Raw genomic sequence first — 26,063 nt, forward strand, 5'->3', positions numbered from 1 at the left:
GTTTCCATTATTGCATTTCAACCAAGTGGTGAAAATGCTAGGATGACATAAAAATTATAAGTAGTTGGCTTTATGAAACGTTGGTATTTGGTGTACTGCAAGCGTGGTGAACAAGCGCGGGCAAAAATGCATCTAGAAAATCAAAATGTGGAGTGTTTTTATCCACAAATTGAAGTAGAAAAAATGCTTAGAAAGAAAAAGCAGGTTGTGAGTGAACCATTGTTCCCAGGCTACGTGTTTGTTCGATTCGACTATGAAGTCGGTCCTAGTTTTACGACCATTCGTTCGACTCGTGGTATTACGGATTTTATTCGTTTTGGCGCGTACCCTCAAGAAGTCGAGGGTGATTTGATTTCAGAATTGAAAAAGCTAGAAAAATTAGAGGCCGAAGACGGCATAAAACGTCTTGAGATGCCAAGCGCGGGTGATGAAATGCTCATCTTGGAAGGGCAATTTTCTGGCATTACCGCGATTTACCAAGAGCCTGACGGAGATAAACGCTCCTTCATGCTCGTTAACATGATCAATCAACTTGTTCCAGTAAGTATTGAAAATGATAACCTTGATATGAACCAAGAGAGTGATGACTGATAGCGCTCAGCAAGGCAAAATACATAGAATTATGCATTTAAAAAGGGCACAAAATGTGCCCTTTTTAGTCTCTGTCATTTGTTGCTAAATGAAAGGAGTATTAGTTAGTATGCATCGTTATGAACAGCCTGTACTGCTCTTCCTGATGGGTCTACGCAGTTTTTGAATGACTCATCCCACTCAATGGCTTTCGCTGATGAACAAGCGACAGAAGGGCCTCCTGGTACACATTCAGCTGCAGACTCTAGCGGGAAGAGTTCTTCAAAGATTTCACGGTAAGAATACCCTTCTTTGGTCGTTGGCGTATTGTATGGGAATCGGAATGCTGCTGTTTCAAGCTGCTTGTCTGTTACTTTCTCTTCCGCAACCGCTTTTAGAGTATCGATCCACTCGTAGCCAACACCATCAGAGAACTGTTCTTTTTGACGCCATGCAATTTGCTTCGGTAAATAGTGCTCAAAGCACTCACGAAGAATGTGTTTTTCCATTTTACCGTTGCCACACATTTTATCTTCAGGGTTTAGGCGCATAGCAACGTCTATGAATTCTTTATCTAAGAATGGCACGCGTCCCTCAACACCCCATGCAGCCAATGATTTGTTCGCACGCGCACAGTCAAACATGTTCAAAGCAAGTAATTTACGAACGGTTTCTTCATGGAATTCTTGTGCGTTTGGCGCTTTGTGGAAGTACAAGTAACCACCGAAAATTTCATCCGCACCTTCACCAGACAACACCATTTTGATGCCCATTGCTTTTATTTTACGAGCAAGTAGGTACATAGGCGTTGATGCACGAATTGTAGTTACGTCGTAGGTTTCAATGTGGTAAATTACATCGCGAATGGCATCCAGCCCTTCTTGAATGGTGTAGGTCATTTCGTGGTGAACGGTTCCGATTTGATCAGCAACATCACGTGCCGCGATAAGATCAGGGGCACCTTCAAGGCCAACAGCAAATGAGTGAAGTTGAGGCCACCATGCTGCTGATTGTTCGTCATCTTCGATACGCATCGCCGCGTATTTTTTTGCAACCGCTGATGTAATTGAAGAATCTAAGCCTCCGGAAAGAAGCACGCCGTATGGAACATCGGTCATCAGCTGGCGCTTAACTGCGTCTTCCAATGCTTTGGTTAAATCTTCTTTGCTTGTACTGTTACCTTGAACTGCAGCATATTCGTTCCAATCACGCTTGTAATAACGCACCGGTTCAGCATCTTCACTGCGGTAGAAGCTGCCAGGAGGGAACTCGCTAATAGTCTTACAAACTGGAACGAGTGCTTTCATTTCTGAAGCAACGTAGTAGTTGCCGTGTTCGTCAAAGCCTTGGTAAAGGGGAATGATGCCAATGTGATCGCGGCCAACAAGGTACTGATCTTTTTCTTCATCGTATAGAACGAAAGCAAAGATGCCGTTTAACTCTTCTAAAAGATCCGCGCCAAGTTCTTGGTACAGAGCAAGAATGACTTCACAGTCAGAATCCGTTTGGAATTCGAACTTATCTTCGTAACGAGCGCGAAGCTCTTTATGGTTGTAGATTTCACCATTAACCGCGAGGATGTGCTTTTTATCTTGGCTATAAAGCGGTTGAGCTCCACTATTTAGACCGACGATGGCTAAACGTTCGTGAGCCAAGATTGCATTGTCTGAAGCGTAAATACCCGACCAATCAGGGCCTCGGTGTCTAAGCTTCTTAGACATTTCTAATGCGACAGGGCGCAATGCTGCAGGATCACTCTTTATATCTAAGATGCCAAAAATTGAGCACATACCATTAACCTCTAAATTCTAAATCCATTTGATTTCGTTAAGTTCAATTTGCCACTTTCAACAAAAAAAGCAACCAACAACCATTAAAAACATGATAAATAGCGCCTAGCTTTAAATGGAGTTTAATGAATTCGTTGTTTTGGTGAATGAAATTTAATTAAGGGTATTATTTGAGCAGTTGTTACGTAGAAGTGGTCTATTATGAGGTGTGTTAACGATTTTTGTGACAAAAATGACCTGGCACTAAAAGAGTATTAGCCCCAGGTATAATAATAGAAAAGATAAACACTAAAGCTTAAAGTCGGGCTTTAACTGTTCACATACGTGGCGTGCGAAACCGCTACCGGCTTCACTATAGATGTTGAATGCGGCGTCAACTCCCTCTCGTTCTAACTCTTCAAGTTGATCTGAGTATTCAGCAATGGCCGCTACTTGGCCTTGGAAATTACGTATTTGTAACTGCTCCAATGCGGTTTGGTTACCTAAGTGGTGCGGCATGGCAAGCAACACCAATTTAACGTTTGCCGTATCTAGGATGCGCTCCCAAAAATCTGGGTCCGTTGCATCGCCCTCAATTACGTTACGGCCATGGTTACGATGTACCTGAGCAGCGTCGGGTCTCACTTCGACGCCAAGGCTTATTTTCCCGTAGCGCTGCCTGATTTCATCATAGGCTCCAGACCCGATACGGCCCATGCCTAAAATCAGCACCTGCGCGTGACCAGGGTTAATGAGTTGATCTTTAGCGTGAAGCTTTTCTGCTGCGACCTCTTTAAGCCATTTGGAGCTGCGTCGATAAATTTCATGACCGAAGCGATTTATCGGGGCCGCAATAATAAATGATAAGGAAACTGCAATGGCGATGGAGACGAGTACATCGCCTGAAAGCCATCCCATCTTATAGGCCAAACCACCCACAATAAGACCGAATTCGCTGTAGTTAAAAAGTGATAGAGAAGCTAATAGTGAGGTTCGAACTCGGAATTTGAATTGATGGACGATATAAAAATACAGTAATCCTTTAACCGGTAACAAGACCAAGAACAGAATAGCCATTGTGAAACCGGCTACGGTCGGCTGTTCTGCAAGCCCAATGTTGAGGAAAAAGCAAACGAGGAACAGTTCTTTTAAGTTGAACAAAGACTTAGAAAGTTCAGAGGCCTTCTTATGCCCAGCGAGCATCATGCCGAGTATTAGGGCTCCTAAATCGGCTTTCATGCCAACCGCATCAAAAAGGCCAGCTCCGACAACCAGTGCGAAAAACACTCCGGAAAGCACGAGCATTTCGCCATGGCCTACCCAGTCGAGCACTTTGTAGAATAGCGGACGAACAAAGGGGAGGGCAAATAAGATAACCGCGTACCATTCTGGGATCTTACCTGTAGATACGGTTAAGAAGATAACCGCGAAGATATCTTGCATGACTAAGATACCGATGGCCAATGTGCCATACGTGGCGTTCATATCCCCTTTTTCTTGCAAGCTCTTAACGGCAAAAACCGTACTCGAAAAGGACAATGCGAATCCAAGTAGGATAATTTGATCGATGGCCATGTCAGCCAGCATCGTGACGCCGAGGATTTTAAAACCCAGCAGCGCACAAGTGAAGAAACACGTTGATAATAAGTTATGGATAGATGCGCCGGCCCAAATCTCTTTTGCTAGAAGGGTTTTAACGTCAAGTTTCAAGCCAATCGTGAATAGTAGTAAGGTCACACCTAGATCAGACAAGGTGATGATTGTTTCATTGGATTGAAATCCAGCGGCATTGAGCCCGAACCCGGCAATCAAAAAGCCGACAAGTGGGGGTAATTGGCACTTGAGTGCGATAAAACCAGCCACAAACGCAACGGAAATTAAAACGATGTCCATAATCAGTCAACTTATCCTGAATTAAATAAAAAAACGGGCCGCATTACATGCGACCCGTAGATTGAAGCCTTTAACTTGTTATTCTTCAAGTATTTTCTGTAACAAAACGCCATTTAACATCGCACGCTTAATCATTGCGAAGGCGCCCATTGCAGGTTGTTCGTCCAACATGGATGGCACAATTGGCAATCCCGTGTGGAACGTTGTCAGTGATTGGGTTTCGACGTTACGAGTAATCGCAGGGAAAATGATGTCTTTTGCTTTAGTAATATTGCCGGCAATTACTATCTTTTGAGGGTTGAACAAGTTGATGGTAATAGCAATGGCTTTACCTAACTGGTTACCAACACGAATTAAGCTCTGTGAAGCCAGCTCGTCGCCTTGCAATGCATGCTGACATATTGCATCCATGGTTATCGCAGGCGCGGTTGCTAAAGATGACGGATAACCTTGGTCTAAACGTGTCTGTACCGTGTTGATAATGGCTGGATTCGCGGCAACGGTTTCTAAGCAACCGAAGTTTCCACATTGGCATTTATCGCCTAATGGGTCGATCTGAATATGGCCGACTTCGCCTACGTTTCGATTCGAGCCCAAAAAGACTTGGCCGTTAACAATGATACCAGACCCCGTACCACCTTGAACGCTGACCAAGATCGAATCTTTGCAATCTCGGCTTGCACCGAAATAGTGTTCTGCAAGGGCCATGCCTCTTACATCGTTACCAACAAAGCACTCTACGTTGAAGGTATCTCTTATGATGTCGCCTAATGCTAGGTTATCGATATCTGTATTCGGCATGTACTCGACAACACCGGTTTCAGGGTTCACTAAACCAGGAAGAGAAACACCTATCGCGATGAGTTGCTCGATGCTCGTGTCATGCGCCTGTAAGAAACGTTGGATATGTTTAACTAAGCTTTCAATCAACTGGACTTGATTGGTGTAGTGAAACTCTAAATGTTCTTTAAGAATTTCTTTGCCACCTAGGTTATAAAGACCCAAATGTAAGTAATCACGGCCGATTCGAATCGCTATTGAATGAAAAGGTTCGACTTCAGTGGTGAGTGAAATAGCACGCCTACCACCGGTAGACGCCTGCTGCGCGACCTCTTTTATTAGGCCGCGTTCTAGAAGTTGGCGGGTTATTTTTGTAACACTTGCTGGTGCAAGTTGACTTACATCAGCGACCTGAATTCGAGAAATCGGGCCTTGCTGATCAATCAAGCGGTAAACCGCTGCACTGTTGAGTTGTTTGACTAAGTCTACGTTACCGATTTGTCCGCCATTCATACTTAATTTTGCTCGTATTGTCCGTTAACTACTGTCGCTTTGACATTGAAGTCACGATCAAAAATAGCAAGGTTAGCAACCATACCTTTTTTAACTCGGCCTAACTTGTTCTCTACTCCAATTGCTTGAGCAGCATACAAGGTAGCCATACGCAAAGCTTCGTCCAAAGCGATACCAACGTGCTCAACAGTATTCTGAACTGCTTCGATCATGGTTAAAGCTGAGCCGCCTAGTGTGCCGTTTTCATCAACACACTTACCATCACGGTAATATACTTTCTTACCAACAAAAATAAAGTATTCCATGTCAGCACCTGCAGGAGCTGTGGCATCGGTCACTAATACGAGCTTTTCGCCCTTGATTTTGTGCGCAATTCGAATGTTTGCGTAGTCTACATGGAAACCATCAGCAATCACGCCAGCGTATACTTCAGGCGTATCGTATATCGCACCTACAACACCTGGTTCGCGGCCTGCGATTGGTGTCATTGCATTGAATAAATGAGTTGCGAATGTAATACCTGCTTGGAAACCTTTACGGGCTTCAGCGTAAGTCGCGTTAGTGTGGCCGATTGCTACGATGATGCCAGCCGCTTTGAGTTTTTCGATGTGCTCAGGGGCATTGAGTTCAGGTGCTAGAGTCACTTTGGTAACCACATCGGCGTTTTCACAAATGAAGTTAATCATATCGTCGTCTGAACGGCGGATGTGATCGACGCTATGAATGCCTTTTTTCATTACGTTTAGGTATGGACCTTCAAGATGTAAGCCCAACGATTGATTTTGATATTTTGCTTGGTATTCACGAGCTGCAGCAACCGATGCGCGCATGTCTTCGTTTGAAGAGGTGATTAACGTTGGTAAGTAGCTAGTACAGCCTGACTTAAGGTTTGCTTCGTGCATGATTTGCATCGTTTGAGCGGTGATTTCATCATTGAGCATCACGCCGCCACAACCGTTTAATTGTAGGTCAATAAAGCCAGGGCTTACATTAGCTCCGTTAAGGTCAATGGTTTTTATATCGTTCGGTAGCTCAGCGATAGGGCACACTTTATCGATGTTTGAGTCGTTAATAATAACAGCGTGATTGTCTAAAACATCGCTTCCTGTATAAATCTTACAGTTCGTTAGTGCATACATAGTTTATGTCCTTACCTAAAGTTTTTGTCTTTCCCTCGTTTGTTCAAGGGAGTTACTAATTTTTATGCCGTTAACTTACCAATCAATGGCAAGTAATGGGCCGTCAAAAAGCGAAAATTTGAATTATGGGCATTTGTCGTCTACAGAGCCATTTTGCTCTGACTAACCACCTGTTACGTTTTAAGTGACAATTTGCCCTTATCTTATTGAATAAAAGCATTATTAAAGATGCTTGTATTCGTAAAACTTTCGTAGTTACTCGTGATGCAATCAGGCTTGTCAGTGGCCCTTCTGCATAGAAAGGGGTATGGCAAGACGCTTTCTTTATTCGGTTTATGAAGTCTAAGTAATCGTTTACTTTAACGACAAAAACTGAGTTTACGCACTACGAAAATGCAATCTAAATAGTTATTCATTCCCTGAACCTATTGATTCTAATTGTAATATTGGCTTTACCAGTTAAGCCTGAACATCATATTTATACTCAAGAAACAAGTCTCACATTGCTCTACTGTTGGTCTCATTTCTCTATAAGACTTTATTGCCAATTGGCTATTCTTTCGAATGATAAAATAAGTTTTATGATCTCGCTAGCAAATTCACTCGCACAGACCTCAAACGGGTGACTATGATCACAAATGATGACGTTTTAATTTGCGGGGCAAAATTAATGGAATACACTGAACAGGACTAAATTGAGCGGCCAAATTAAGTGGCTCATGTCTAATATTAAAAAAAATTCCTATAGGGGGAACTTACGGTGAATATTCTCGGATATGCGCAAAAACTAGGTAAAGCTTTAATGCTTCCTATCGCAACGCTACCAATCGCAGCGTTGTTACTACGTTTAGGTCAAGGTGACCTACTAGACATCGCATTCATGGCGCAAGCTGGTGGTGCAATCTTCGGTAACCTTCCACTGCTATTTGGTTTGGGTATCGCAATTGGTTTGGCGAAAGATGGTAACGGTGCAGCAGGTCTTGCTGGTGCGGTTTCTTACTTCGTTCTTACTGCTACAGCAACAACAATCGACGAATCAGTTAACATGTCTTTCTTCGGCGGTATCTTCGCAGGTATCATCGCGGGTCACTGTTACAATGCATTTAGCACAACTCGTCTTCCTGAGTGGCTTGCATTCTTCTCTGGTAAGCGTTTAGTACCTATCATGGCAGGTCTTTTCGCTCTTGTTGCTGGTGCAATCGGTGGCGTTGTATGGCCTTCAATCCAAGGCGGCCTTGATGCACTAGCGCACGCTGTATCTACTTCTGGCGCTATCGGTCAGTTCGTATACGGTACGCTTAACCGTGCTCTTATCCCTGTTGGTCTTCACCACGTACTTAACTCTTACTTCTGGTTTGGTATGGGTACTTGTCAAGAGATCATCGTTGCAGGTCAAGGCGCATTCGAAGGCATCACTCAACTATGTGTTGACCCAACACTAGCGAAAACGCTTGTTGTTGGCCAAGAGCACACATTTACTTTTGCTAACTCAGTAACTCCTGAAATTACAACTGTAGTTAAAGAAGTAACTGAAACAGTTAAATCTGGTGACCTACACCGTTACTTCGGCGGCGACAAAGGCGCTGGCGTATTCATGAACGGTTTCTTCCCAGTAATGATGTTTGGTCTTCCAGGTGCAGCACTTGCTATGTACCTTGCAGCTCCAGCTGAAAAACGTAACCAAGTTGGTGGCGCACTATTCTCAGTAGCTTTCTGTTCATTCCTAACGGGTATCACAGAGCCTCTAGAATTCATGTTCGTATTCCTAGCGCCTGCACTATACGCTCTACACGCAGTATTTACTGGTCTAGCGCTTGTTGTTGCTAACATGTTCGGTACGCTTCACGGATTCGGTTTCTCTGCAGGTCTTATCGACTTCGTATTGAACTGGGGTCTAGCAACTAAACCAGTTACGCTTCTAATAATTGGTCTAGGCTTCGGTGCTCTATACTTCTTTACTTTCTCTTTCGCTATCCGCGCATTCAACTTGAAATCGCCTGGCCGTGAAGATGATGACGAAGCTGTAGCTCCTGCTGCTGACGCTCCAAAAGGTGACGTTGCGCGTCAATACCTTAAGGCGCTAGGTGGTCACGATAACCTAACATCTATTGATGCATGTATTACGCGTCTACGTCTTACTCTTAAAGACCGCTCTCTAGCTGACGAAGCAGTACTTAAGAGACTAGGTGCGAAAGGTGTTGTTAAGCTTGGCGAAAACAACCTACAAGTTATCCTTGGTCCACTTGCTGAAATCGTTGCTGGCGAAATGAAAGCAATCGGTCCTGGTGAAGACCTATCTGATGTAAAACTACCTTAATCACTCATTAAGCGTTAGTTATTAATCAAATGCCTCCCTTATGGGAGGCATTTTTCGTTCAATCGATGCTTATTTTGCTATTTTCATGTCCATTTCAGTTGTGTAATAGGTAAGAATTGTGGATCATGAGCGTCTATAAATTATGACAATACTAAAACTTAGAGGTGTCTAGATGAGTGAAGCTGAGTCTCGTCCATCAAACTTTATTCGCCAAATCATTGATGGTGATTTAGCTGAAGGCAAACATAACAGTGTGCATACCCGATTCCCGCCTGAACCAAATGGTTACTTGCATATCGGCCACGCTAAATCTATCTGCCTGAACTTTGGTATTGCTCAAGACTATCAAGGGCAGTGTAACCTTCGCTTTGACGATACCAACCCTGAAAAAGAAGACATTGAATACGTAGAGTCGATTAAAAACGATGTGAACTGGTTAGGCTTTGAGTGGAGTGGTGATATTTGTTATTCATCAAACTACTTCGATAAGCTGTTCGAGTACGCAGTGGAATTAATTAATAAAGGCTTAGCGTACGTTGACGAGCTAAGTCCTGAGCAAATTCGTGAATACCGCGGCACATTAAAAGCACCAGGCCAGCACAGCCCGTACCGCGATCGCAGCGTTGAAGAAAATTTAGCTTTGTTTGAAAAAATGCGCGATGGCGGATTCAAAGAAGGTCAAGCGTGTTTGCGTGCAAAAATCGATATGACGTCACCGTTTATGGTGATGCGAGATCCTGTGCTCTATCGTGTCCGTTTTGCTACTCACCACCAAACAGGTGATAAGTGGTGTATTTACCCAATGTATGACTTCACGCACTGTATTTCTGATGCGTTAGAGGGCATTACTCACTCTATTTGTACGCTTGAGTTCCAAGATAACCGCCGTTTATACGACTGGGTTCTGGACAACATTACGATCCAAGTTCAACCGCGCCAATATGAGTTTAGTCGCCTGAATCTTGAATATACAGTGATGTCTAAGCGTAAGCTAAACCAGCTGGTATCAGAAAACTTGGTTAATGGCTGGGATGATCCTCGTATGCCGACTATCTCTGGTTTACGTCGTCGTGGCTTCACTTCTGCTTCTATTCGCGAGTTCTGTACGCGTATTGGTGTGACCAAACAAGAAAATATGATTGAGTTTGGCTCATTAGAATCTTGTATTCGTGATGACCTAAACGAAAATGCTCCACGAGCAATGGCTGTGTTGGATCCAATTCGCATTGTGATTGAAAATTTCCCTGAAGGTCAGGTTGAAACGCTAAACGTAGCGAATCACCCGAACAAGCCTGAAATGGGTAGCCGTGAAGTGCCGTTCACTCGCGAAGTTTTTATTGAACAAGATGACTTCCGTGAAGAAGCGAACAAGAAATACAAGCGTCTGGTTCTAGGTAAAGAAGTGCGCCTACGTGGTGCTTACGTTATCAAAGCAGAACGCATTGAAAAAGACGATCAAGGCAACATCACAACTATTTTCTGTAGCTATGATGATGAAACCTTAGGTAAAAACCCAGCAGATGGCCGCAAGGTGAAAGGTGTGATCCATTGGGTTTCTGCTGATAAAGGCGTTCCTGCTGAAATTCGCTTATATGACCGCTTGTTTACCGTGCCGAATCCAGCTGCGGAAGAAGACTTTAAAGCGGTGATTAACCCTGATTCTTTAGCAATATGTCAAGGTGTAGTGGAGCCTAGCTTAGTGACTGCTGAAGCTGAACATGGACTACAGTTTGAGCGAACTGGCTACTTCTGTGTTGATTCTAAGGACTCGGCGGCAGACAAGTTAGTTTTCAATCGTACGGTTGGATTACGCGACACGTGGGCTAAAGTAGAGTCTAACTAATTTATTGGTTGGCTTATCTCTAGACAATAAAAAACGCTGGTATTGACCAGCGTTTTTTTATATCTATTTTTAACTAACAGTCACGTTTCGTCGTCAGTTTTCGCTAGGAGCGATTATTTTTTTGGTTTGTGCGCATCTGGATTATCTTTACAAGAACCATCACCACACTTACCGTATAAGTATAAGCTGTGATTCGTTAACGTAACGTTAAATCTTTCAGCAATTTCTTTTTGACGTTCTTCGATAAGATCGTCTGAAAACTCAATAACTTGACCACAGTCCAAGCACACCAAGTGATCATGGTGATGTTGGCTTGCTAATTCGAATACGGATTTACCGCCTTCAAAATGGTGTCGGGTTACAATACCTGCATCATCAAATTGGTTTAGCACTCGGTAAACGGTAGCGAGGCCGATTTCTTCACCTAAATCGATCAGTTTCTTATATAGCTCTTCTGCGCTGATGTGTTGGCAGTCAGGCTGCTGAAGCACTTCCAAGATCTTAAGTCGAGGTAGAGTTACTTTGAGTCCAGCTTCTTTTAGTGCTTGGTTATTATCTGGCATAGTGTTTCCTGTCTAGATCTGCAGCAAATACAGAAGTCGTAATTGCCAAACATTATAGGCTACTAGAATGTAACAATAAACCACGAACTTCAAAGGGTTAATAAACAATGCTTGTAAATTAGCGTCAAATCACGGATATTGTGGTCATACCAGTAACAAATTATTAACATGGGACTTATGGATAAGAAGCTAGCCAAGATATACAAACCCGGAATTGTTCGCTTTGCACTAAATATATGGCCGCCATTTTGGGGGGCTGGGATTCGCATTAAAAACATCAGCGAAGACTTTCGAGAAGTGAACATGCATTTGAAGCTACGTTGGTGGAACAAGAATGCCAATCGCACTCAGTATGGTGGCAGTATCTTTTCAGTGACGGACCCTGTTTATTCGTTGATGTTAATGGGCATTTTAGGCGAAGAATATTTTGTATGGGATAAAGAAGCGAGCATTAACTTTATCGCACCAGGTAAAAGCGATCTACATGCTGATTTCCAAATTACCCAAGGCCAGTTAGATGAGATATTTGAAGTGACGGCAAGGGGAGAGAAATGCTTTCCTGAATTCGTTATTCACGTTAAAGATACTGACGGTAATGTCGTATCCGAAGTGCACCGCAAGCTCTACGTTCGTAAAAAGCCGCAGTATCGCGAAGAATAGTATCGAGAATGTTTAACTGATGTTTACAACACTTAACTCATAGAGGTTGAGCAATGAATATCGATACCGCTTGTCATGTAAAATCCAGGCACAAAAAAACCTCCGAGTTGGAGGTTTTTTGATTCACGGCGTTACCTTGATTAATCTTCTAACTCTGCAAGACACATGTCTTCGTACAGAGAGTTAACCCAAGTCTTAACGCGTTCATCGGTCAATTCAGGTTGACGGTCTTCATCGATGCATAGACCAACGAATTGGCTTTCGTCGCCTTCGACAAGGCCTTTAGATGCTTCGAATTCATAACCATCAGTTGATGTAGCACCAATGATAGTACCGCCTTTAGCTTCAACGATATCGCGAATTGTACCCATCGCATCACAGAAGTATTCAGCGTAATCTTCTTGATCACCACAACCGAAAATTGCGACTAGTTTGGTAGAAAAGTCGATTGCTTCTAATTCAGGAAAGAAATCATCCCAATCACACTGAGCTTCGCCATAGTACCAAGTAGGGATACCAAGTAGCAGCAAATCGAAGTTATCAATATCTTCTTTGCTACTTTTTGCAATATCTTGCACGTGAACAAGTTTTTTGCCGAGTTGTTTTTGAATCATCTTAGCGACAGCTTCGGTGTTACCGGTATCGCTGCCAAAGAAGAGTCCTACACTTGCCATAGAATGAGTACCTATTTTTTCGTGACAGTTTACGATTAATACTGACTCTCGGTTTATACAGATTTTCTGTTTAATGTTGACGATCAGGTGTGGTTAACCTAATCCAGTGCCTTCCCAACTGATTTGGATAAGCCCTTTAACAATGAAACCAGCACAACCTAAGAAAAGAACGAGCCAAACTACACGACGTCCGAATGGGGGAACATTACCCTGCTTAAGTACGTCTTTGATTGCCATACCAATGAGAAAAAAGATAGCGGCAAATAAGAGGTCGAGACCAATGGACTCAAGCAAATTCATGTAGTCGTAAAGCATGACGTTCCTTTTAGTCAATTTTTAGCTGGCCGAACTATATCATTATTAGTTTGAATCCGAAAATGTTCTCTGCCTATGATGGAAGATAAGGCAAAGAAAACCATAGAGCATTGCGTCAACTTTCGTTATTTATTCATAAAACGGCGGATAATACGTAATACATCGTTAGGTTTTTCCGCATGGAGCCAATGGCCAGTGTTAGCGATTACGTGGGCTTTGACATTCTTGAATTGTCGAGCGACCGCTTGTTGATGTGCTTCGGTTAAGTAATCGGAATTGGCGCCTTTAATAAACAGGGTAGGGGCACTGATGGGCGTAACCTCATTCCACCCTAAAATGTTGAGGTAGTTGGCTTTCAGGGAAGCCACGTTGAAACGCCATGAAATGAAATCGCCGACCTTTGCCATCGATTTACCTAAAAATTGACGCACACCTTCCATTTCAATATGTTGCCCTAATATCGTCATTGCTTCTGAGCGTGACTTAGGTTGTTGAGCAATGACGGCTTCTAAACCAGCTAATACATTGTCATGTCGGCGCTCGTGGTAATGCACAGGTGCCATATCAAGGACAATCAGTTTATCTATTAGGTTTGGGATCATTGCCGCTAATGTCATGGCGACTTTACCGCCCATTGAATGTCCAATAAGTGTAACGTTATCGAGTTGGAGATCGGCAAGTAGATGTTTTACATCTTGAGCCATTAATTCATAGTTATGTTCGTCACTTTGAAAAGAAAGTCCGTGATTGCGTAGGTCTAGACTTAACACTTGATGATCCGTGCTCAGATCGCGAGCTAATAACCCAAGGTTATCTAGGCTGCCAAATAGACCATGGATCAGAACGATCGTATCGCCTTTACCTTGCAGTTTGTGATTCAGTAGTGCTGACATGAATTCGGTTCTCGACAAGTACTTTAATGTGATTGGTCAATGTTGACGTTATGTTAAGGCATAGAGTAGCACGAACAAATTGCCCGTCTAAAGCCGTTTTAATCTCAATTAATAAATCCTCTATGAGCTAGCATCTTTAAGTGGTTTGAGTATAATCTCCAAGAGTTTAAATATTGAGATTGTGGAAGCGAATGAAAACAATTGAGGTTGATGAGGATCTATACCTTTATATTGCGGGTCAAACACAACATATTGGTGAGAGTGCATCAGATATACTGCGCCGCCTTTTGAATGTTGATCAACAAGCAGCACTTGCCATTACTGGATCGGCATCCCCTAAAAAAGCAGGGATCGTCGTCAGTAAAGAAGCCGTAAAAGATCAAGTCGTCGACAGCGTAAAAGAAATGAGAACGCTGCTCATTTCAGATGAGCTTGCAAGCAAAGAGAAAGCGATTGACCGTTTCTTGCTTGTTTTGTCTACACTGTACAGATTGAATACCTCAAGTTTTGCTGAAGCGACTCAAGTCAAAGGCAGAACACGCGTTTACTTTGCAGACAATGAAGAAACATTGTTAGCGGGTGGTAAAACGACGAAACCTCGACAAATTCCACGTACACCTTTCTGGGTTATCACCAATAATAACACCAACCGAAAACGGCAGATGGTCGACCAACTGATGGAGCGGATGGGATTCCAGAGTGATTTAATCGAAAAGGTGTGCAGTTCGATTTAATCTTCGCAGACACAAAACCTCATAATGACAAGTTAGTCAGTATGAGGTTTTTTTGTATTCAGACCGGTAAGAATATTATAACGACTTATTAGTTTGGCTTCAGTTTGCAAAAAAACTATAAAATAAGGAAATACTTATGGCTATTCATCCTCGTGCGGGGCAAAAAGCTCAGCAAGAAGATTTACACAACATTCCGGCGCTTGTTGCTAACTACTTTATTTTAAAACCAGATGCAAAAAATGCAGACCATAAAGTTCAATTTGGTACCTCTGGTCACCGTGGTACGGCCGACAAGCATTCATTTAATGAAGATCATATCCTAGCGATTGCTCAAGCCGTTGCGGAAGTTCGTGCTGAGAAGGGTACCAAAGGCCCGTTATTTTTAGGCAAAGACACTCATGCTTTGTCTGAGCCGGCGTTCACCAGCACAATCGAAGTACTGATTGCTAATGGCGTTCAAGTCATTATTCAGCAAGATAATGGCTTTACACCGACCCCTGGGATTTCACACGCGATTTTGACTCATAACTTGAACAATGAGCTAAAAGCGGACGGGATTGTTATTACTCCGTCTCATAATCCGCCTCAAGATGGTGGTATCAAATACAACCCAACTCACGGTGGTCCTGCTGAAGCTGAACTGACTCAGGCGATTGAAGACCGTGCGAATGTATTGATTGCCGAGGGTTTACAAGGTGTGAAACGCACACCGATTACACTGGCGAAACAATCTGAGCTACTGATAGATGTTGATTTAGTTAAACCTTACATTGATGACTTATCAAATGTTGTTGATATCGAGGCGATCCAGAAAGCGGGCCTTAAATTAGGCGTCGATCCATTAGGTGGCAGTGGCATTGATTACTGGCGTCAGATTGGTCAAACATACAATCTTGATCTAACACTGGTTAGTGAAGCCATTGATCCGTCTTTCCAGTTTATGTCATTGGATAAAGATGGCGCGATCCGAATGGATTGTTCATCACCGTATGCAATGGCGGGTTTGTTGGCATTAAAAGATGATTACGACTTAGCGTTTGGTAACGACCCAGATTACGATCGTCATGGCATCGTGACACCAAAAGGTCTGATGAACCCAAATCACTTCTTAGCAGTGTGCATCGATTACTTGTACCGTAACCGCGAAGGTTGGGGTAAAGACGTGGCGGTTGGTAAAACGTTGGTGTCTAGTGCTCTTATTGACCGCGTTGTTGCTGATCTGGGGCGTGAGTTGTGCGAAGTGCCTGTTGGTTTTAAATGGTTTGTTGATGGCTTGTATGAAGGCTCGTTTGGTTTCGGTGGTGAAGAAAGTGCTGGTGCATCATTCCTTCGTAAAGACGGAACGCCTTGGTCTACGGACAAAGATGGCATCCTCTTATGCCTATTAGCTGCTGAAATTACCGCAGTAACGGGCAAGAACCCTCAACAGTACTACGAAGAGCTTGCAGCAAAACACGGTGAATCGGAATACAACCGCATTCAAGCGGTTGCGAACACTGAGCAGAAAAACATCTTGAAGAAACTGTCTCCGGACATGGTGTCAGCAGAAATGCTTGCAGGTGAAGTAATCACCGCTCGTCTGACTCATGCTCCTGGTAATGGTGCGGCGATTGGTGGCCTTAAAGTCACGACGGAAAACGGCTGGTTTGCAGCGCGCCCATCAGGTACTGAAGATGTGTATAAAATCTACTGTGAGAGCTTTAAAGGCAAAGAACACCTGAAAGCGATTGAAAAAGAAGCACAAGAAATTGTAAATCAAGTGTTTAAGCAGGCTGGATTATAATTTAGCCTCTGCTGGATTCATTGATATAAAGGTGACCAATGAGGTCACCTTTTTTATTTGTGCGACTTTCATCATCGACTAATCTCGAACGTTATTTGGCCAATCATCAGGCACAATAAACCAGAACTCGTGGTTGGCGGTTTGTGCGTAGGTCACTCGCTTTTCGGAAAGTGAGGGGATTGGATCTGTGTAATCCTGAGTTCCTGTGGTCCATTGTATTTTCGTGAGCGGATAGAGTGCCGACTCAATAAGATGTCGTTGGGAATAAAAGCACCAAAACCCGTCAATGGACACTGGATTTATCTCATAACCTAGGCAGTGCGAGGGGGCGGACTCCGGCGTAAATGGGTTGATATGTAATCGGCCTTGCATGAGCAGTTTAGGCTCAATATTTTTCCAGTTTGGATACCGTTCAATAAATGGCTGACTCGTCGACATTTTCAGTTGATGATTCAACATTCTATCTAACTTTATATCGAGGCGATCTGCTGCGTTAGGTCCAAACCACTTGGATTCGTGCAGCAGGTAAAATTTCACCGCTACCTCCCAATGTTCCAATTGTGAACGCTGTAAGTTGTTAATGATAAAATCGATCGCACCGATCGTGCGTTTTTGATCAAATAACTGGATCTCTTCCGCTTTAATTTGATAAACGGTGGATAGGTTAAATAATTGGGTACAGACATCTTGGTAGACAAAGCCGAGGCGAGAATGTGGTAGGTAAGAGGGGAGTTCATCAATTGTTAGATCTGAAAAGGGTGAATCGCCTACCACGGGTGCCTTTTCCTTCAGTATTGAAGGGCGGGTTTGTACCCACCGCACCAGATTGTCTCTCTCCATCGTAATCTTCCCTTTAATTTTCGACAATTTAGCATGGAATTGTTATAAATAATCCATTAGCACACGTTACTGGATTGAACCATGAATAACCTACAACTAGAAGCTTTGTTGAACCAAAAACTCACGCCTCATGCAATTAAAGACTATTGCCCTAATGGCTTGCAAGTTGAGGGTGGCACCGAAGTTAAACGAATTGTTACCGGTGTTACGGCCTCTCAAGCTCTGATTGAAAAAGCGATTGAATTAAATGCGGACGCACTGCTGGTTCACCATGGTTTTTTTTGGAAAGGTGAAACCGAAGCTATTCGTGGCATGAAAGGGCGTCGGATTCGAAGCCTAATTAAAAATGATATCAACCTATATGGTTACCATTTGCCGCTCGATATTCATCCAGAGTTAGGTAATAACGCCCAGCTAGCGAAGCAATTGAACATTGAAATCGAAGGTGGTTTGGAAAGTCATGAGCAATCCGTTGCCCTATTTGGCTCATTTGATGCGCCTGTAAGTGCTTTAGAGCTGTCTAAACGAATTTCTGATGCCTATGACAGAGAACCTTTACATATCGCTCCTGATGTATCAGAGAAGCTAATCAAGACGGTTGGATGGTGTACTGGTGGCGGTCAAGATTACATTGATCTCGCCGCAAAGCATGGATTAGATGCGTTTATTTCAGGCGAAATCTCAGAGCGCACTACGTATTCGGCCCGCGAGCAAGGCATTCACTACTTCTCGGCCGGTCATCATGCAACCGAGCGAGATGGGGTGAAAGCATTAGGGGAGTGGTTGGCAAACGAGCACGGTTTAGAAGTGACGTTTGTGGATATTAATAACCCGGTCTAGGCCTAGGGCTTAAACGTTCTAAAAGAAAAACCGATGCACTGAGCATCGGTTTATTATTTAGTTTTTATATTCTAAAACGGTCACATTCAAAACACTATTCACGCTCGTGAAGTGCCTTAAAGTCACGCATTTTAGCACCTTTGTACAACTGACGTGGACGACCGATACGGTTGTCTGGATCAGAGTGCATTTCGTTCCAGTGTGCAATCCAACCGATAGTACGAGACATCGCGAAGATTACGGTGAACATTGAAACTGGGATACCAATCGCTTTCAAGATGATGCCAGAGTAGAAATCGACGTTCGGGTAAAGTTTCTTCTCAACAAAATACTCATCAGAAAGTGCGATGCGTTCAAGCTCCATTGCAACATCAAGCAGTGGATCTTGTATGTTCAATTCTTTAAGAACTTCATGACATGCTTCACGCATTACGGTTGCACGTGGATCGTAGTTCTTATAAACGCGGTGACCAAAGCCCATTAAGCGGAATGGGTCATCTTTGTCTTTTGCTTTCGCAACGTATTCTTCGATGTTATCAACAGAGCCGATTTCTTCAAGCATACGTAAACACGCTTCGTTAGCACCGCCGTGAGCAGGGCCCCAAAGAGAAGCGATACCAGCAGCAATACAAGCAAATGGGTTAGCACCAGACGAGCCCGCCAAACGAACCGTAGAGGTTGATGCGTTTTGTTCGTGATCTGCGTGAAGGGTGAAAATCTTGTCCATTGCACGAGCAACAACTGGGTTTACTGTGTATTCCTCACATGGGTTCGCAAACATCATGTGAAGGAAGTTTTCAGCGTAGCTCAATTCGTTACGCGGGTAGATAAACGGTTGACCGATGGAGTACTTGTAACACATCGCAGCCAATGTAGGCATTTTTGACAATAAGCGATATGCAGCAATCTCTCGGTGAGAATCGTTGTTGATGTCTAGAGAATCGTGGTAGAACGCTGCTAACGCGCCTACAACCCCACACATGATAGCCATCGGGTGCGCATCACGACGGAAGCCATGGAAGAAGCTGGCAATCTGTTCGTGAACCATTGTGTGGCGAGTTACGATCTCTTTAAATTCTTGATATTGCTGACGATCTGGTGCTTCGCCATTCAATAGGATATAACAAACTTCTAAGTAATCGGCATTGTTGGCAAGCTGATCAATTGGGTAACCACGGTGAAGCAGTACGCCTTTTGCACCATCAATATAAGTGATTTGAGACTCACAAGATGCAGTGGCAAGAAAACCAGGGTCAAATGTAAAGTAACCGTTGGAACCCAATTTACGAACATCAATTACTTCAGGGCCCAGTGTACCGTCCATTATTGGCAATTCGATTGGGGCTAAACCTTCTATATGAAGGGTCGCTTTCTTATCCGCCATAACACTCTCCTTTGTTTATTATTAATCCGTCCAGGATATTTTGTGTGTCAAATTTGTACTCAGAAACACAACTAAAGTCAATTATTCTGCTCTTTTGTGTGCACTTGTTTGAATTTTTCATAGGAAAAAAGTTAAAAATCTGTTCTATGTGGCATAATTTGTTACATCGTTTGTATTAATATGTTACCACCCGTATAGTTACATTGAAAATTTTGCTTAAATCCTTATAAATTCTAGGCTAAAAAGAAATGTAAGGAAAAACCCAAACATCAAATTTAACATTTTATTTACATTAAACTCGGCGTATATCGCGGTTAAACGTTAATTAAATGTTAATAATTGTCGGTTTGGGAGCAAATTTGGCCTATAACAATAAATGCTTCAAAGGAGCTGAGTGAGCAAGCCCGTGAAAGATAGAAAGTCAAGACCTGTTAATTTAGATTTACAGACCGTTCACTTTCCTATTACTGCTATTGCATCAATCCTGCATCGAGTTGCTGGAGTGATCACGTTTGTAGCGATAGGAATTTTGCTATGGTTGTTATCCATATCGCTGTCGTCCCCCCTTGGTTTTAAACAAGCTTATGATTTAGTCGATGGTTTTTTTGTCACCTTTATTTTATGGGGCATTCTAACTGCATTGGCATATCACATTGTTGGTGGCCTGCGCCATCTCGCAATGGACCTTGGTTATTTTGAAGAACTTGAATCAGGAGCGATGAGCGCGAAAGTATCGTTTATCATTACTGGCGTATTGTCTCTTCTTGCGGGGATACTAGTATGGTAAAAAACATTTCATCCTTCGGACGTAATGGCGTACACGACTTCCTACTTATTCGTGCGAGTGCCATCGTTCTTACGCTCTATACCTTTTATATTGTGGGCTTCTGTGCCTTTAACGATATTACCTACCATTCTTGGACAGCCTTTTTCTCAGGCACGTTTACCAAGGTGTTTACTATGGTTTCTCTCGTGTGTGTGTTAATTCATGCATGGATTGGACTGTGGCAGGTACTGACTGACTACATTAAACCTGCGGCTCTCCGCGGTGGATTGCAGTTGGCCATCGTCGTTGTATTGTTTGGCTACTTTTTCTCTGGCCTATTTGTATTGTGGGGTGCGTAAGTGACTATTCCTGTTCGTGAATTCGATGCCGTGGTAATCGGCGCTGGTGGTGCTGGAATGCGCGCCGCCCTTCAAATTTCTGAGCAAGGCCTTAGCTGTGCCTTGTTATCTAAAGTGTTTCCAACTCGTTCTCATACTGTGTCTGCACAAGGGGGCATCACTGTTGCTCTAGGCAATGCGCATGAAGATCACTGGGAACAACACATGTACGATACCGTAAAAGGTTCCGATTATATTGGTGACCAAGATGCAATCGAATACATGTGTAAAAATGGACCTGAGTCGGTTATCGAACTTGAAAAAATGGGCTTACCATTTTCTCGATTTGATGATGGTTCTATCTACCAACGTCCATTCGGTGGCCAATCTAAGAACTTTGGTGGTGAACAAGCAGCACGTACTGCAGCAGCAGCCGACCGTACCGGCCACGCTTTGTTACACACTTTGTACCAACAGAACATCAAACATAAAACGACCATTTTCTCAGAGTGGTACGCCCTTGATTTAGTCAAAAATGAAGACGGCGCAATTCTGGGTACGACGGCGCTATGTATGGAAACTGGTGAGGTTTGTTACTTCAAATCTAAAGCAACCATTCTAGCAACAGGCGGTGCCGGTCGAATTTACGCTTCTACCACGAATGCGCACATCAATACTGGTGATGGTGTTGGTATGGCAATCCGTGCTGGCGTACCAATGCAAGATATCGAAATGTGGCAATTCCACCCGACAGGCATTGCTGGTGCGGGCGTATTGGTCACCGAAGGTTGTCGTGGTGAAGGTGGTTACCTACTGAACAAAGACGGCGAACGCTTTATGGAGCGTTATGCTCCAAACGCAAAAGATCTTGCAGGCCGTGATGTTGTAGCGCGTTCTATGATGATTGAAATTCGTGAAGGACGCGGCTGTGATGGACCTTGGGGCCCGCACATTAAACTTAAGCTCGATCATCTAGGCAAAGAGGTACTTGAATCTCGCTTACCTGGCGTATGTGAACTATCTCGTACGTTTGCGCACGTTGATCCAGTGAAAGAGCCGATTCCTGTTATCCCTACTTGTCACTACATGATGGGCGGCGTTCCAACGCAAGTTTCTGGTCAAGCGATCAAGCAAGACAGCCAAGGCAACGATGTAGAGGTTCATGGCTTATACGCGTGTGGCGAAATCGCTTCGGTTTCTGTGCATGGTGCTAACCGACTTGGTGGTAACTCACTGTTGGATCTCGTGGTATTTGGCCGTGCAACCGGTTTGCATCTTGGCGAAACGCTTAAGGCTCAGTCGGAAGCGAAACCTGCAACTGAAGAAGATATTCAAGCTTCTTTGGCTCGTTACAATCGCTGGGAAGACAGCACCGGTGGTGAAGACCCTGTGCAAATTCGTAAAGACTTGCAGCAATGCATGCAAAACAACTTCTCGGTATTCCGCGAAGGTGAAGCAATGGCAAAAGGTTTGGAAGAACTTAAAGTCATTCGAGATCGCTTGAAGAATGCTCATCTAGCTGACAAGTCGACTGAGTTTAATACTCAGCGTATTGAGTGTTTAGAGCTAGAGAATTTGATGGAAACGGCTTATGCAACGGCAGTAGCGGCTAACTTTAGAACCGAAAGCCGTGGTGCTCACGCACGTTTCGATTTCCCAGACCGTGATGATAGCACTTGGTTGTGTCATTCAGTTTACGATCCAGAGACAGAAACCATGTCTAAGCGTGACGTAAATATGGAACCAATCCATCGTGATGCATTTCCGCCTAAAGCACGTGTCTACTAAGGGAGCAATATTATGAAACTGACTTTCTCTCTTTACCGCTACAACCCAGATGCGGATAAAAAGCCTTACATGAAAGATTACACTCTTGAAGTAGAAGAGGGATCGGACATGATGCTATTGGATGCGCTTATCTTGCTAAAAGAGCAAGATCCTACGATCGCATTCCGTCGTTCTTGTCGTGAAGGTGTGTGTGGTTCAGATGGTTTGAACATGAATGGTAAAAACGGCTTGGCCTGTATCACTTCTCTGTCTGATCTAATCGGAAAAGACAAAATTGTGATTCGTCCATTGCCTGGTTTACCGGTTGTTCGAGATTTAATCGTTGACATGACACAGTTCTACGATAACTACGAAAAGGTGAAACCGTATTTGGTTTCTGATGGCAACGTACCGCCATCGCGTGAAAACCTACAACTTCCAGAAGACAGAGCACATCTTGATGGTTTGTATGAGTGCATTATGTGTGCATGCTGTACTACGTCGTGTCCGTCATTCTGGTGGAATCCGGATAAATTCATCGGACCAGCGGGTTTGCTTGCAGCGTACCGCTGGCTAATTGATAGCCGTGATAGTGCAACAGATGAACGTTTATCTGATCTTGATGATGCATTTAGCGTTTTTCGTTGCCATGGCATCATGAATTGTGTAAGTGTTTGTCCTAAGGGATTAAATCCGACGAAAGCGATAGGCCACATTAAAACAATGTTGATCAATCGTTCTGTGTGATATTAGTCGAAAATGGAATAGAAGTTTGCTGGCTTTCGAGCCAGCAGGATAGATGCTCGGCATAATGTCCGAGCACAAATGAAACTACTGGTTAAGGGAAAATATGCACAACGGCGTGATGAAGGCATGGCTCGAGTCTTCACACTTGGCTGGCGCCAATGCAACGTACGTAGAAGATCTCTACGAACTGTATCTTAGTGACCCCGACCTGGTAAGTGAGGAATGGAAACGAGTATTTGAGGGTTTACCTACGCATCCTGAAGATGTAGTAGAACAACCTCATTCTCGCGTTCGTGACTACTTCCGTCGATTAGCGAAAGAAACGAAGCATTACAATGTCCAAGTTAGTGATCCTGATGTCGATGCGAAACAAGTAAAAGTTCTACAGCTTATCAATGCCTACCGCTTCCGCGGGCATCAAGCTGCCAATCTAGATCCTCTAGGAATTTGGAAACGCGACCCTGTCGCAGACCTAGACCCTGCCTTTCATAATCTCAATGAAGAAGACTTTGAAGAAACCTTTAATGTGGGTTCTTTTGCTATTGGTCAAGAGACCATGGTGCTAAAAGATCTGCATAAAGCGCTTCAACAGACTTACTGTGGCTCAATTGGTGCAGAATACATGCACATGACCAATACGGAACAAAAGCGTTGGATTCAACAACGTTTGGAGTCGGTATCAGGTCAGCCATCGTTCAATCGTGATGAAAAGCAGACATTCTTAGATGAGCTTACGGCTGCTGAAGGTCTTGAACGTTATCTTGGTGCGAAATTCCCTGGTGCGAAGCGTTTCTCGTTGGAAGGTGGTGATGCACTGATCCCAATGACGAAAGAAATGATTCGACATGCGGGTAGCCAAGGTATGCGTGAAGTGGTTGTGGGCATGGCTCACCGTGGTCGCTTAAACATGTTGGTTAACGTGTTGGGCAAAAAACCACAAGACCTCTTTGATGAGTTTGCAGGCAAGCACGATGATACATGGGGCACCGGTGATGTTAAATATCACCAAGGTTTCTCAGCAGATTTTGCGACACCGGGTAACGACGTTCACCTTGTACTCGCATTCAACCCGTCACACCTAGAAATCGTAAATCCAGTAGTTATCGGTTCAGTTCGTGCCCGTCAAGACCGCTTAGGCGACAAAGACGGCAGCAGCGTACTGCCTATTACTATTCATGGTGACTCTGCTATCGCTGGCCAAGGCGTGGTGCAGGAGACATTCAATATGTCTCAAACTCGCGGTTTCCAAGTTGGCGGTACGGTTCGAATCGTGATTAATAACCAGGTTGGTTTCACAACTTCCAACCCGCGTGATACACGTTCAACTATGTATTGTACTGATATCGCGAAAATGGTTCAGGCTCCAATTTTCCACGTTAACGCTGATGATCCAGAAGCCGTTGCATTCGTTGCTCGAATTGCTTTGGATTATCGTAATACGTTTAAACGTGATGTGGTGGTCGAGTTGGTTTGTTACCGACGTCATGGACACAATGAAGCTGACGAGCCAAGTGCAACACAGCCTCTGATGTATCAGAAAATTAAAAAGCACCCAACGCCACGTAAATTGTATGCAGACGTATTGATTGACCGAGGTGAGTTTGATATTGAAACCGCCACCCAACTGGTCAATGAATACCGAGACGCACTCGATCATGGTGAAGTAGTGGTAAAAGAATGGCGTCCTATGCGTCTCCATTCTGTCGATTGGTCGCCGTACCTTGGTCACGATTGGGATGACGCTTGGGAAAATGAATACGATATTGATCGCTTGAAAGAGCTAGGCCAACGTATTTGTCAGTACCCCGAAAGTCATAAGCTGCAAAGCCGAGTACAAAAGCTGTACAACGATCGTGTGTCAATGATGAACGGTGAGAAGGCCGTTGATTGGGGTATGGCCGAAACATTGGCTTACGCAACCTTAGTTGATGACGGTAAGCGCATTCGTATTTCAGGCCAAGATTCAGGCCGTGGTACATTCTTCCATCGTCACGCTGTACTTCATAATCAATCTGATGCAAGTACCTATGTTCCACTGACAAACGTCCATGATAAACAAGGTCCATTCCAAGTTTATGATTCAGTCTTGTCAGAAGCCGCGGTATTGGCGTTTGAATATGGTTACGCAACGACGGAGCCAGGTGGTTTAACACTTTGGGAAGCCCAGTTTGGTGATTTTGCCAATGGCGCTCAAGTGGTTATCGATCAGTTTATCTCGTCTGGTGAGCAGAAATGGGCCCGTTTATGTGGTCTTACTATGCTTCTTCCTCACGGATATGAAGGTCAAGGCCCTGAGCACTCATCGGCTCGTTTGGAGCGTTACTTACAGTTATGTGCTGAGCAAAATATGCAGGTTGTTGTTCCATCAACGCCGGCACAGGTTTATCACATGATCCGTCGTCAAGTTGTACGCCCGATGCGTCGACCACTGATTGTAATGTCGCCGAAGTCATTGCTGCGTCATCCATTGTGTACTTCCACACTAGAAGACTTGTCTCAAGGAACTTTCTTACCGGCTATTCCTGAAGTGGACGACTTGGATGCTGAGAAAGTGAAACGCGTTGTATTCTGTGCAGGTAAAGTTTATTACGACCTGCTAGAACAACGTAGGAACAATGAGCAAGATGACGTTGCTATAGTACGTATCGAGCAGCTATATCCTTTCCCGAAAGACGATGTAGAAGCGGCGATTTCACAATACAGCAATGTTCAAGACTTCGTGTGGTGTCAAGAAGAGCCTCAAAACCAAGGTGCTTGGTATTCAAGTCAGCATAACTTCCGTGCAGCTATCCCTGCTGGAACTGATTTGAAATACGCCGGTCGTCCGGCTTCAGCGTCACCTGCGGTTGGCTATATGTCAGTACACTTGAAACAACAGAAAGCGCTGGTTAACGATGCGCTGACTCTAGATTAAGAACTAGAAGAATAAGGACGA

At 43.8% G+C, this 26,063-nt stretch carries 22 protein-coding genes; 12 read left to right on the forward strand and 10 right to left on the reverse strand.

Going from position 1 to position 26,063, the window contains the following annotated elements; all coding sequences use genetic code 11:
* Nucleotides 1-72: 72 nt before the first annotated feature.
* Nucleotides 73-591 (forward strand): transcription/translation regulatory transformer protein RfaH, encoded by a 519-nt coding sequence (gene rfaH / locus QWZ04_RS17680; protein WP_290329582.1) that lies wholly within the window; start codon nucleotides 73-75, stop codon nucleotides 589-591.
* Nucleotides 592-695: 104 nt separating this feature from the next.
* Here the strand turns inward: rfaH and asnB are convergent, their stop codons facing one another.
* The 4 genes from asnB to nagA form a co-directional block, all read right to left on the reverse strand.
* Nucleotides 696-2,360, reverse strand: a complete 1,665-nt coding sequence (gene asnB, locus QWZ04_RS17685) for an asparagine synthase B (protein WP_290329583.1) — start codon at nucleotides 2,358-2,360, stop codon at nucleotides 696-698.
* Between the two features lie 288 nt (nucleotides 2,361-2,648).
* Nucleotides 2,649-4,232, reverse strand: coding sequence for a cation:proton antiporter family protein (locus QWZ04_RS17690; protein ID WP_290329584.1), 1,584 nt, complete (start codon nucleotides 4,230-4,232; stop codon nucleotides 2,649-2,651).
* 78 nt (nucleotides 4,233-4,310) lie between these two features.
* Nucleotides 4,311-5,525: a DNA-binding transcriptional regulator NagC gene (gene nagC / locus QWZ04_RS17695; protein ID WP_290329585.1), complete on the reverse strand. Its 1,215-nt coding sequence runs from the start codon at nucleotides 5,523-5,525 to the stop codon at nucleotides 4,311-4,313.
* A 2-nt stretch (nucleotides 5,526-5,527) separates the two neighbouring features.
* The gene (gene nagA, locus QWZ04_RS17700; RefSeq protein ID WP_290329586.1) at nucleotides 5,528-6,664 is read right to left on the reverse strand and encodes an N-acetylglucosamine-6-phosphate deacetylase; all 1,137 of its coding nucleotides are present in this window, start codon (nucleotides 6,662-6,664) and stop codon (nucleotides 5,528-5,530) included.
* 760 nt (nucleotides 6,665-7,424) lie between these two features.
* On the opposite strand from nagA, the gene nagE reads away from it, so the two are divergent.
* Both nagE and glnS read left to right on the forward strand, forming a co-directional pair.
* On the forward strand, nucleotides 7,425-8,981 hold the full coding sequence (nagE, locus tag QWZ04_RS17705) for an N-acetylglucosamine-specific PTS transporter subunit IIBC (protein WP_290329587.1): 1,557 nt from the start codon (nucleotides 7,425-7,427) through the stop codon (nucleotides 8,979-8,981).
* 172 nt (nucleotides 8,982-9,153) lie between these two features.
* On the forward strand, nucleotides 9,154-10,824 hold the full coding sequence (glnS, locus tag QWZ04_RS17710) for a glutamine--tRNA ligase (RefSeq protein WP_290329588.1): 1,671 nt from the start codon (nucleotides 9,154-9,156) through the stop codon (nucleotides 10,822-10,824).
* Nucleotides 10,825-10,937: 113 nt separating this feature from the next.
* Here glnS and fcrX read toward each other — a convergent pair whose 3' ends face one another.
* Complete coding sequence (gene fcrX, locus QWZ04_RS17715) at nucleotides 10,938-11,387, reverse strand: ferric iron uptake transcriptional regulator FcrX (protein WP_290329589.1); 450 nt, start codon at nucleotides 11,385-11,387, stop codon at nucleotides 10,938-10,940.
* Between the two features lie 177 nt (nucleotides 11,388-11,564).
* Between fcrX and QWZ04_RS17720 the strand changes: the two genes are divergently transcribed.
* The gene (locus QWZ04_RS17720; protein WP_290329590.1) at nucleotides 11,565-12,047 is read left to right on the forward strand and encodes a DUF4442 domain-containing protein; all 483 of its coding nucleotides are present in this window, start codon (nucleotides 11,565-11,567) and stop codon (nucleotides 12,045-12,047) included.
* Nucleotides 12,048-12,187: 140 nt separating this feature from the next.
* On the opposite strand, the gene fldA is transcribed toward QWZ04_RS17720, so the two are convergent.
* The 3 genes from fldA to QWZ04_RS17735 all read right to left on the reverse strand — a co-directional run bounded on the left by fldA (nucleotide 12,188) and on the right by QWZ04_RS17735 (nucleotide 13,929).
* On the reverse strand, nucleotides 12,188-12,721 hold the full coding sequence (gene fldA, locus QWZ04_RS17725) for a flavodoxin FldA (protein ID WP_290329591.1): 534 nt from the start codon (nucleotides 12,719-12,721) through the stop codon (nucleotides 12,188-12,190).
* 93 nt (nucleotides 12,722-12,814) lie between these two features.
* A complete protein-coding gene (locus QWZ04_RS17730; protein ID WP_290329592.1) occupies nucleotides 12,815-13,036 on the reverse strand; it encodes a DUF2788 domain-containing protein in 222 nt (73 codons plus the stop codon).
* 125 nt (nucleotides 13,037-13,161) lie between these two features.
* Nucleotides 13,162-13,929, reverse strand: a complete 768-nt coding sequence (locus tag QWZ04_RS17735) for an alpha/beta fold hydrolase (RefSeq protein WP_290329593.1) — start codon at nucleotides 13,927-13,929, stop codon at nucleotides 13,162-13,164.
* A gap of 191 nt (nucleotides 13,930-14,120) precedes the next feature.
* Between QWZ04_RS17735 and seqA the strand changes: the two genes are divergently transcribed.
* On the forward strand, nucleotides 14,121-14,663 hold the full coding sequence (gene seqA / locus QWZ04_RS17740; RefSeq protein WP_290329594.1) for a replication initiation negative regulator SeqA: 543 nt from the start codon (nucleotides 14,121-14,123) through the stop codon (nucleotides 14,661-14,663).
* Nucleotides 14,664-14,799: 136 nt separating this feature from the next.
* Nucleotides 14,800-16,446: a phosphoglucomutase (alpha-D-glucose-1,6-bisphosphate-dependent) gene (pgm, locus tag QWZ04_RS17745; protein ID WP_290329595.1), complete on the forward strand. Its 1,647-nt coding sequence runs from the start codon at nucleotides 14,800-14,802 to the stop codon at nucleotides 16,444-16,446.
* Between the two features lie 78 nt (nucleotides 16,447-16,524).
* Here pgm and QWZ04_RS17750 read toward each other — a convergent pair whose 3' ends face one another.
* Entirely contained in the window at nucleotides 16,525-17,286 is a 762-nt protein-coding gene (locus QWZ04_RS17750) for a DUF1853 family protein (RefSeq protein WP_290329596.1), read from the reverse strand.
* 81 nt (nucleotides 17,287-17,367) lie between these two features.
* Between QWZ04_RS17750 and QWZ04_RS17755 the strand changes: the two genes are divergently transcribed.
* Nucleotides 17,368-18,126: a Nif3-like dinuclear metal center hexameric protein gene (locus QWZ04_RS17755; protein ID WP_290329597.1), complete on the forward strand. Its 759-nt coding sequence runs from the start codon at nucleotides 17,368-17,370 to the stop codon at nucleotides 18,124-18,126.
* A gap of 94 nt (nucleotides 18,127-18,220) precedes the next feature.
* Here the strand turns inward: QWZ04_RS17755 and QWZ04_RS17760 are convergent, their stop codons facing one another.
* The gene (locus QWZ04_RS17760) at nucleotides 18,221-19,510 is read right to left on the reverse strand and encodes a citrate synthase (RefSeq protein WP_290329598.1); all 1,290 of its coding nucleotides are present in this window, start codon (nucleotides 19,508-19,510) and stop codon (nucleotides 18,221-18,223) included.
* A 394-nt stretch (nucleotides 19,511-19,904) separates the two neighbouring features.
* Between QWZ04_RS17760 and sdhC the strand changes: the two genes are divergently transcribed.
* The 5 genes from sdhC (at nucleotide 19,905) to sucA (ending at nucleotide 26,042) form a co-directional block, all read left to right on the forward strand.
* Complete coding sequence (sdhC, locus tag QWZ04_RS17765; protein ID WP_290329599.1) at nucleotides 19,905-20,297, forward strand: succinate dehydrogenase cytochrome b556 subunit; 393 nt, start codon at nucleotides 19,905-19,907, stop codon at nucleotides 20,295-20,297.
* Entirely contained in the window at nucleotides 20,291-20,635 is a 345-nt protein-coding gene (sdhD, locus tag QWZ04_RS17770) for a succinate dehydrogenase, hydrophobic membrane anchor protein (RefSeq protein WP_290329600.1), read from the forward strand. Before sdhC ends, sdhD begins: the two co-directional genes overlap by 7 nt.
* The gene (sdhA, locus tag QWZ04_RS17775; protein WP_290329601.1) at nucleotides 20,636-22,402 is read left to right on the forward strand and encodes a succinate dehydrogenase flavoprotein subunit; all 1,767 of its coding nucleotides are present in this window, start codon (nucleotides 20,636-20,638) and stop codon (nucleotides 22,400-22,402) included.
* Between the two features lie 12 nt (nucleotides 22,403-22,414).
* Nucleotides 22,415-23,128, forward strand: coding sequence for a succinate dehydrogenase iron-sulfur subunit (locus tag QWZ04_RS17780; RefSeq protein ID WP_102521948.1), 714 nt, complete (start codon nucleotides 22,415-22,417; stop codon nucleotides 23,126-23,128).
* 103 nt (nucleotides 23,129-23,231) lie between these two features.
* A complete protein-coding gene (gene sucA / locus QWZ04_RS17785; protein ID WP_290329602.1) occupies nucleotides 23,232-26,042 on the forward strand; it encodes a 2-oxoglutarate dehydrogenase E1 component in 2,811 nt (936 codons plus the stop codon).
* Nucleotides 26,043-26,063 lie beyond the last annotated feature (21 nt).

Source organism: Vibrio tapetis subsp. quintayensis, assembly GCF_030409945.1.
GTDB classification, from domain to species: domain Bacteria; phylum Pseudomonadota; class Gammaproteobacteria; order Enterobacterales; family Vibrionaceae; genus Vibrio; species Vibrio quintayensis.

Excerpts from the sequence above, each read along its gene's own strand:
- rfaH (WP_290329582.1), top strand. The coding sequence starts at position 73 with ATGAAACGTTGGTATTTGGTGTACTGCAAGCGTGGTGAACAAGCGCGG.
- asnB (WP_290329583.1), bottom strand. The coding sequence starts at position 2,360 with ATGTGCTCAATTTTTGGCATCTTAGATATAAAGAGTGATCCTGCAGCA.
- QWZ04_RS17690 (WP_290329584.1), bottom strand. The coding sequence starts at position 4,232 with ATGGACATCGTTTTAATTTCCGTTGCGTTTGTGGCTGGTTTTATCGCA.
- nagC (WP_290329585.1), bottom strand. The coding sequence starts at position 5,525 with ATGAATGGCGGACAAATCGGTAACGTAGACTTAGTCAAACAACTCAAC.
- nagA (WP_290329586.1), bottom strand. The coding sequence starts at position 6,664 with ATGTATGCACTAACGAACTGTAAGATTTATACAGGAAGCGATGTTTTA.
- glnS (WP_290329588.1), top strand. The coding sequence starts at position 9,154 with ATGAGTGAAGCTGAGTCTCGTCCATCAAACTTTATTCGCCAAATCATT.
- fcrX (WP_290329589.1), bottom strand. The coding sequence starts at position 11,387 with ATGCCAGATAATAACCAAGCACTAAAAGAAGCTGGACTCAAAGTAACT.
- QWZ04_RS17720 (WP_290329590.1), top strand. The coding sequence starts at position 11,565 with ATGGATAAGAAGCTAGCCAAGATATACAAACCCGGAATTGTTCGCTTT.
- fldA (WP_290329591.1), bottom strand. The coding sequence starts at position 12,721 with ATGGCAAGTGTAGGACTCTTCTTTGGCAGCGATACCGGTAACACCGAA.
- QWZ04_RS17730 (WP_290329592.1), bottom strand. The coding sequence starts at position 13,036 with ATGCTTTACGACTACATGAATTTGCTTGAGTCCATTGGTCTCGACCTC.
- QWZ04_RS17735 (WP_290329593.1), bottom strand. The coding sequence starts at position 13,929 with ATGTCAGCACTACTGAATCACAAACTGCAAGGTAAAGGCGATACGATC.
- seqA (WP_290329594.1), top strand. The coding sequence starts at position 14,121 with ATGAAAACAATTGAGGTTGATGAGGATCTATACCTTTATATTGCGGGT.
- pgm (WP_290329595.1), top strand. The coding sequence starts at position 14,800 with ATGGCTATTCATCCTCGTGCGGGGCAAAAAGCTCAGCAAGAAGATTTA.
- QWZ04_RS17750 (WP_290329596.1), bottom strand. The coding sequence starts at position 17,286 with ATGGAGAGAGACAATCTGGTGCGGTGGGTACAAACCCGCCCTTCAATA.
- QWZ04_RS17755 (WP_290329597.1), top strand. The coding sequence starts at position 17,368 with ATGAATAACCTACAACTAGAAGCTTTGTTGAACCAAAAACTCACGCCT.
- QWZ04_RS17760 (WP_290329598.1), bottom strand. The coding sequence starts at position 19,510 with ATGGCGGATAAGAAAGCGACCCTTCATATAGAAGGTTTAGCCCCAATC.
- sdhD (WP_290329600.1), top strand. The coding sequence starts at position 20,291 with ATGGTAAAAAACATTTCATCCTTCGGACGTAATGGCGTACACGACTTC.
- QWZ04_RS17780 (WP_102521948.1), top strand. The coding sequence starts at position 22,415 with ATGAAACTGACTTTCTCTCTTTACCGCTACAACCCAGATGCGGATAAA.
- sucA (WP_290329602.1), top strand. The coding sequence starts at position 23,232 with ATGCACAACGGCGTGATGAAGGCATGGCTCGAGTCTTCACACTTGGCT.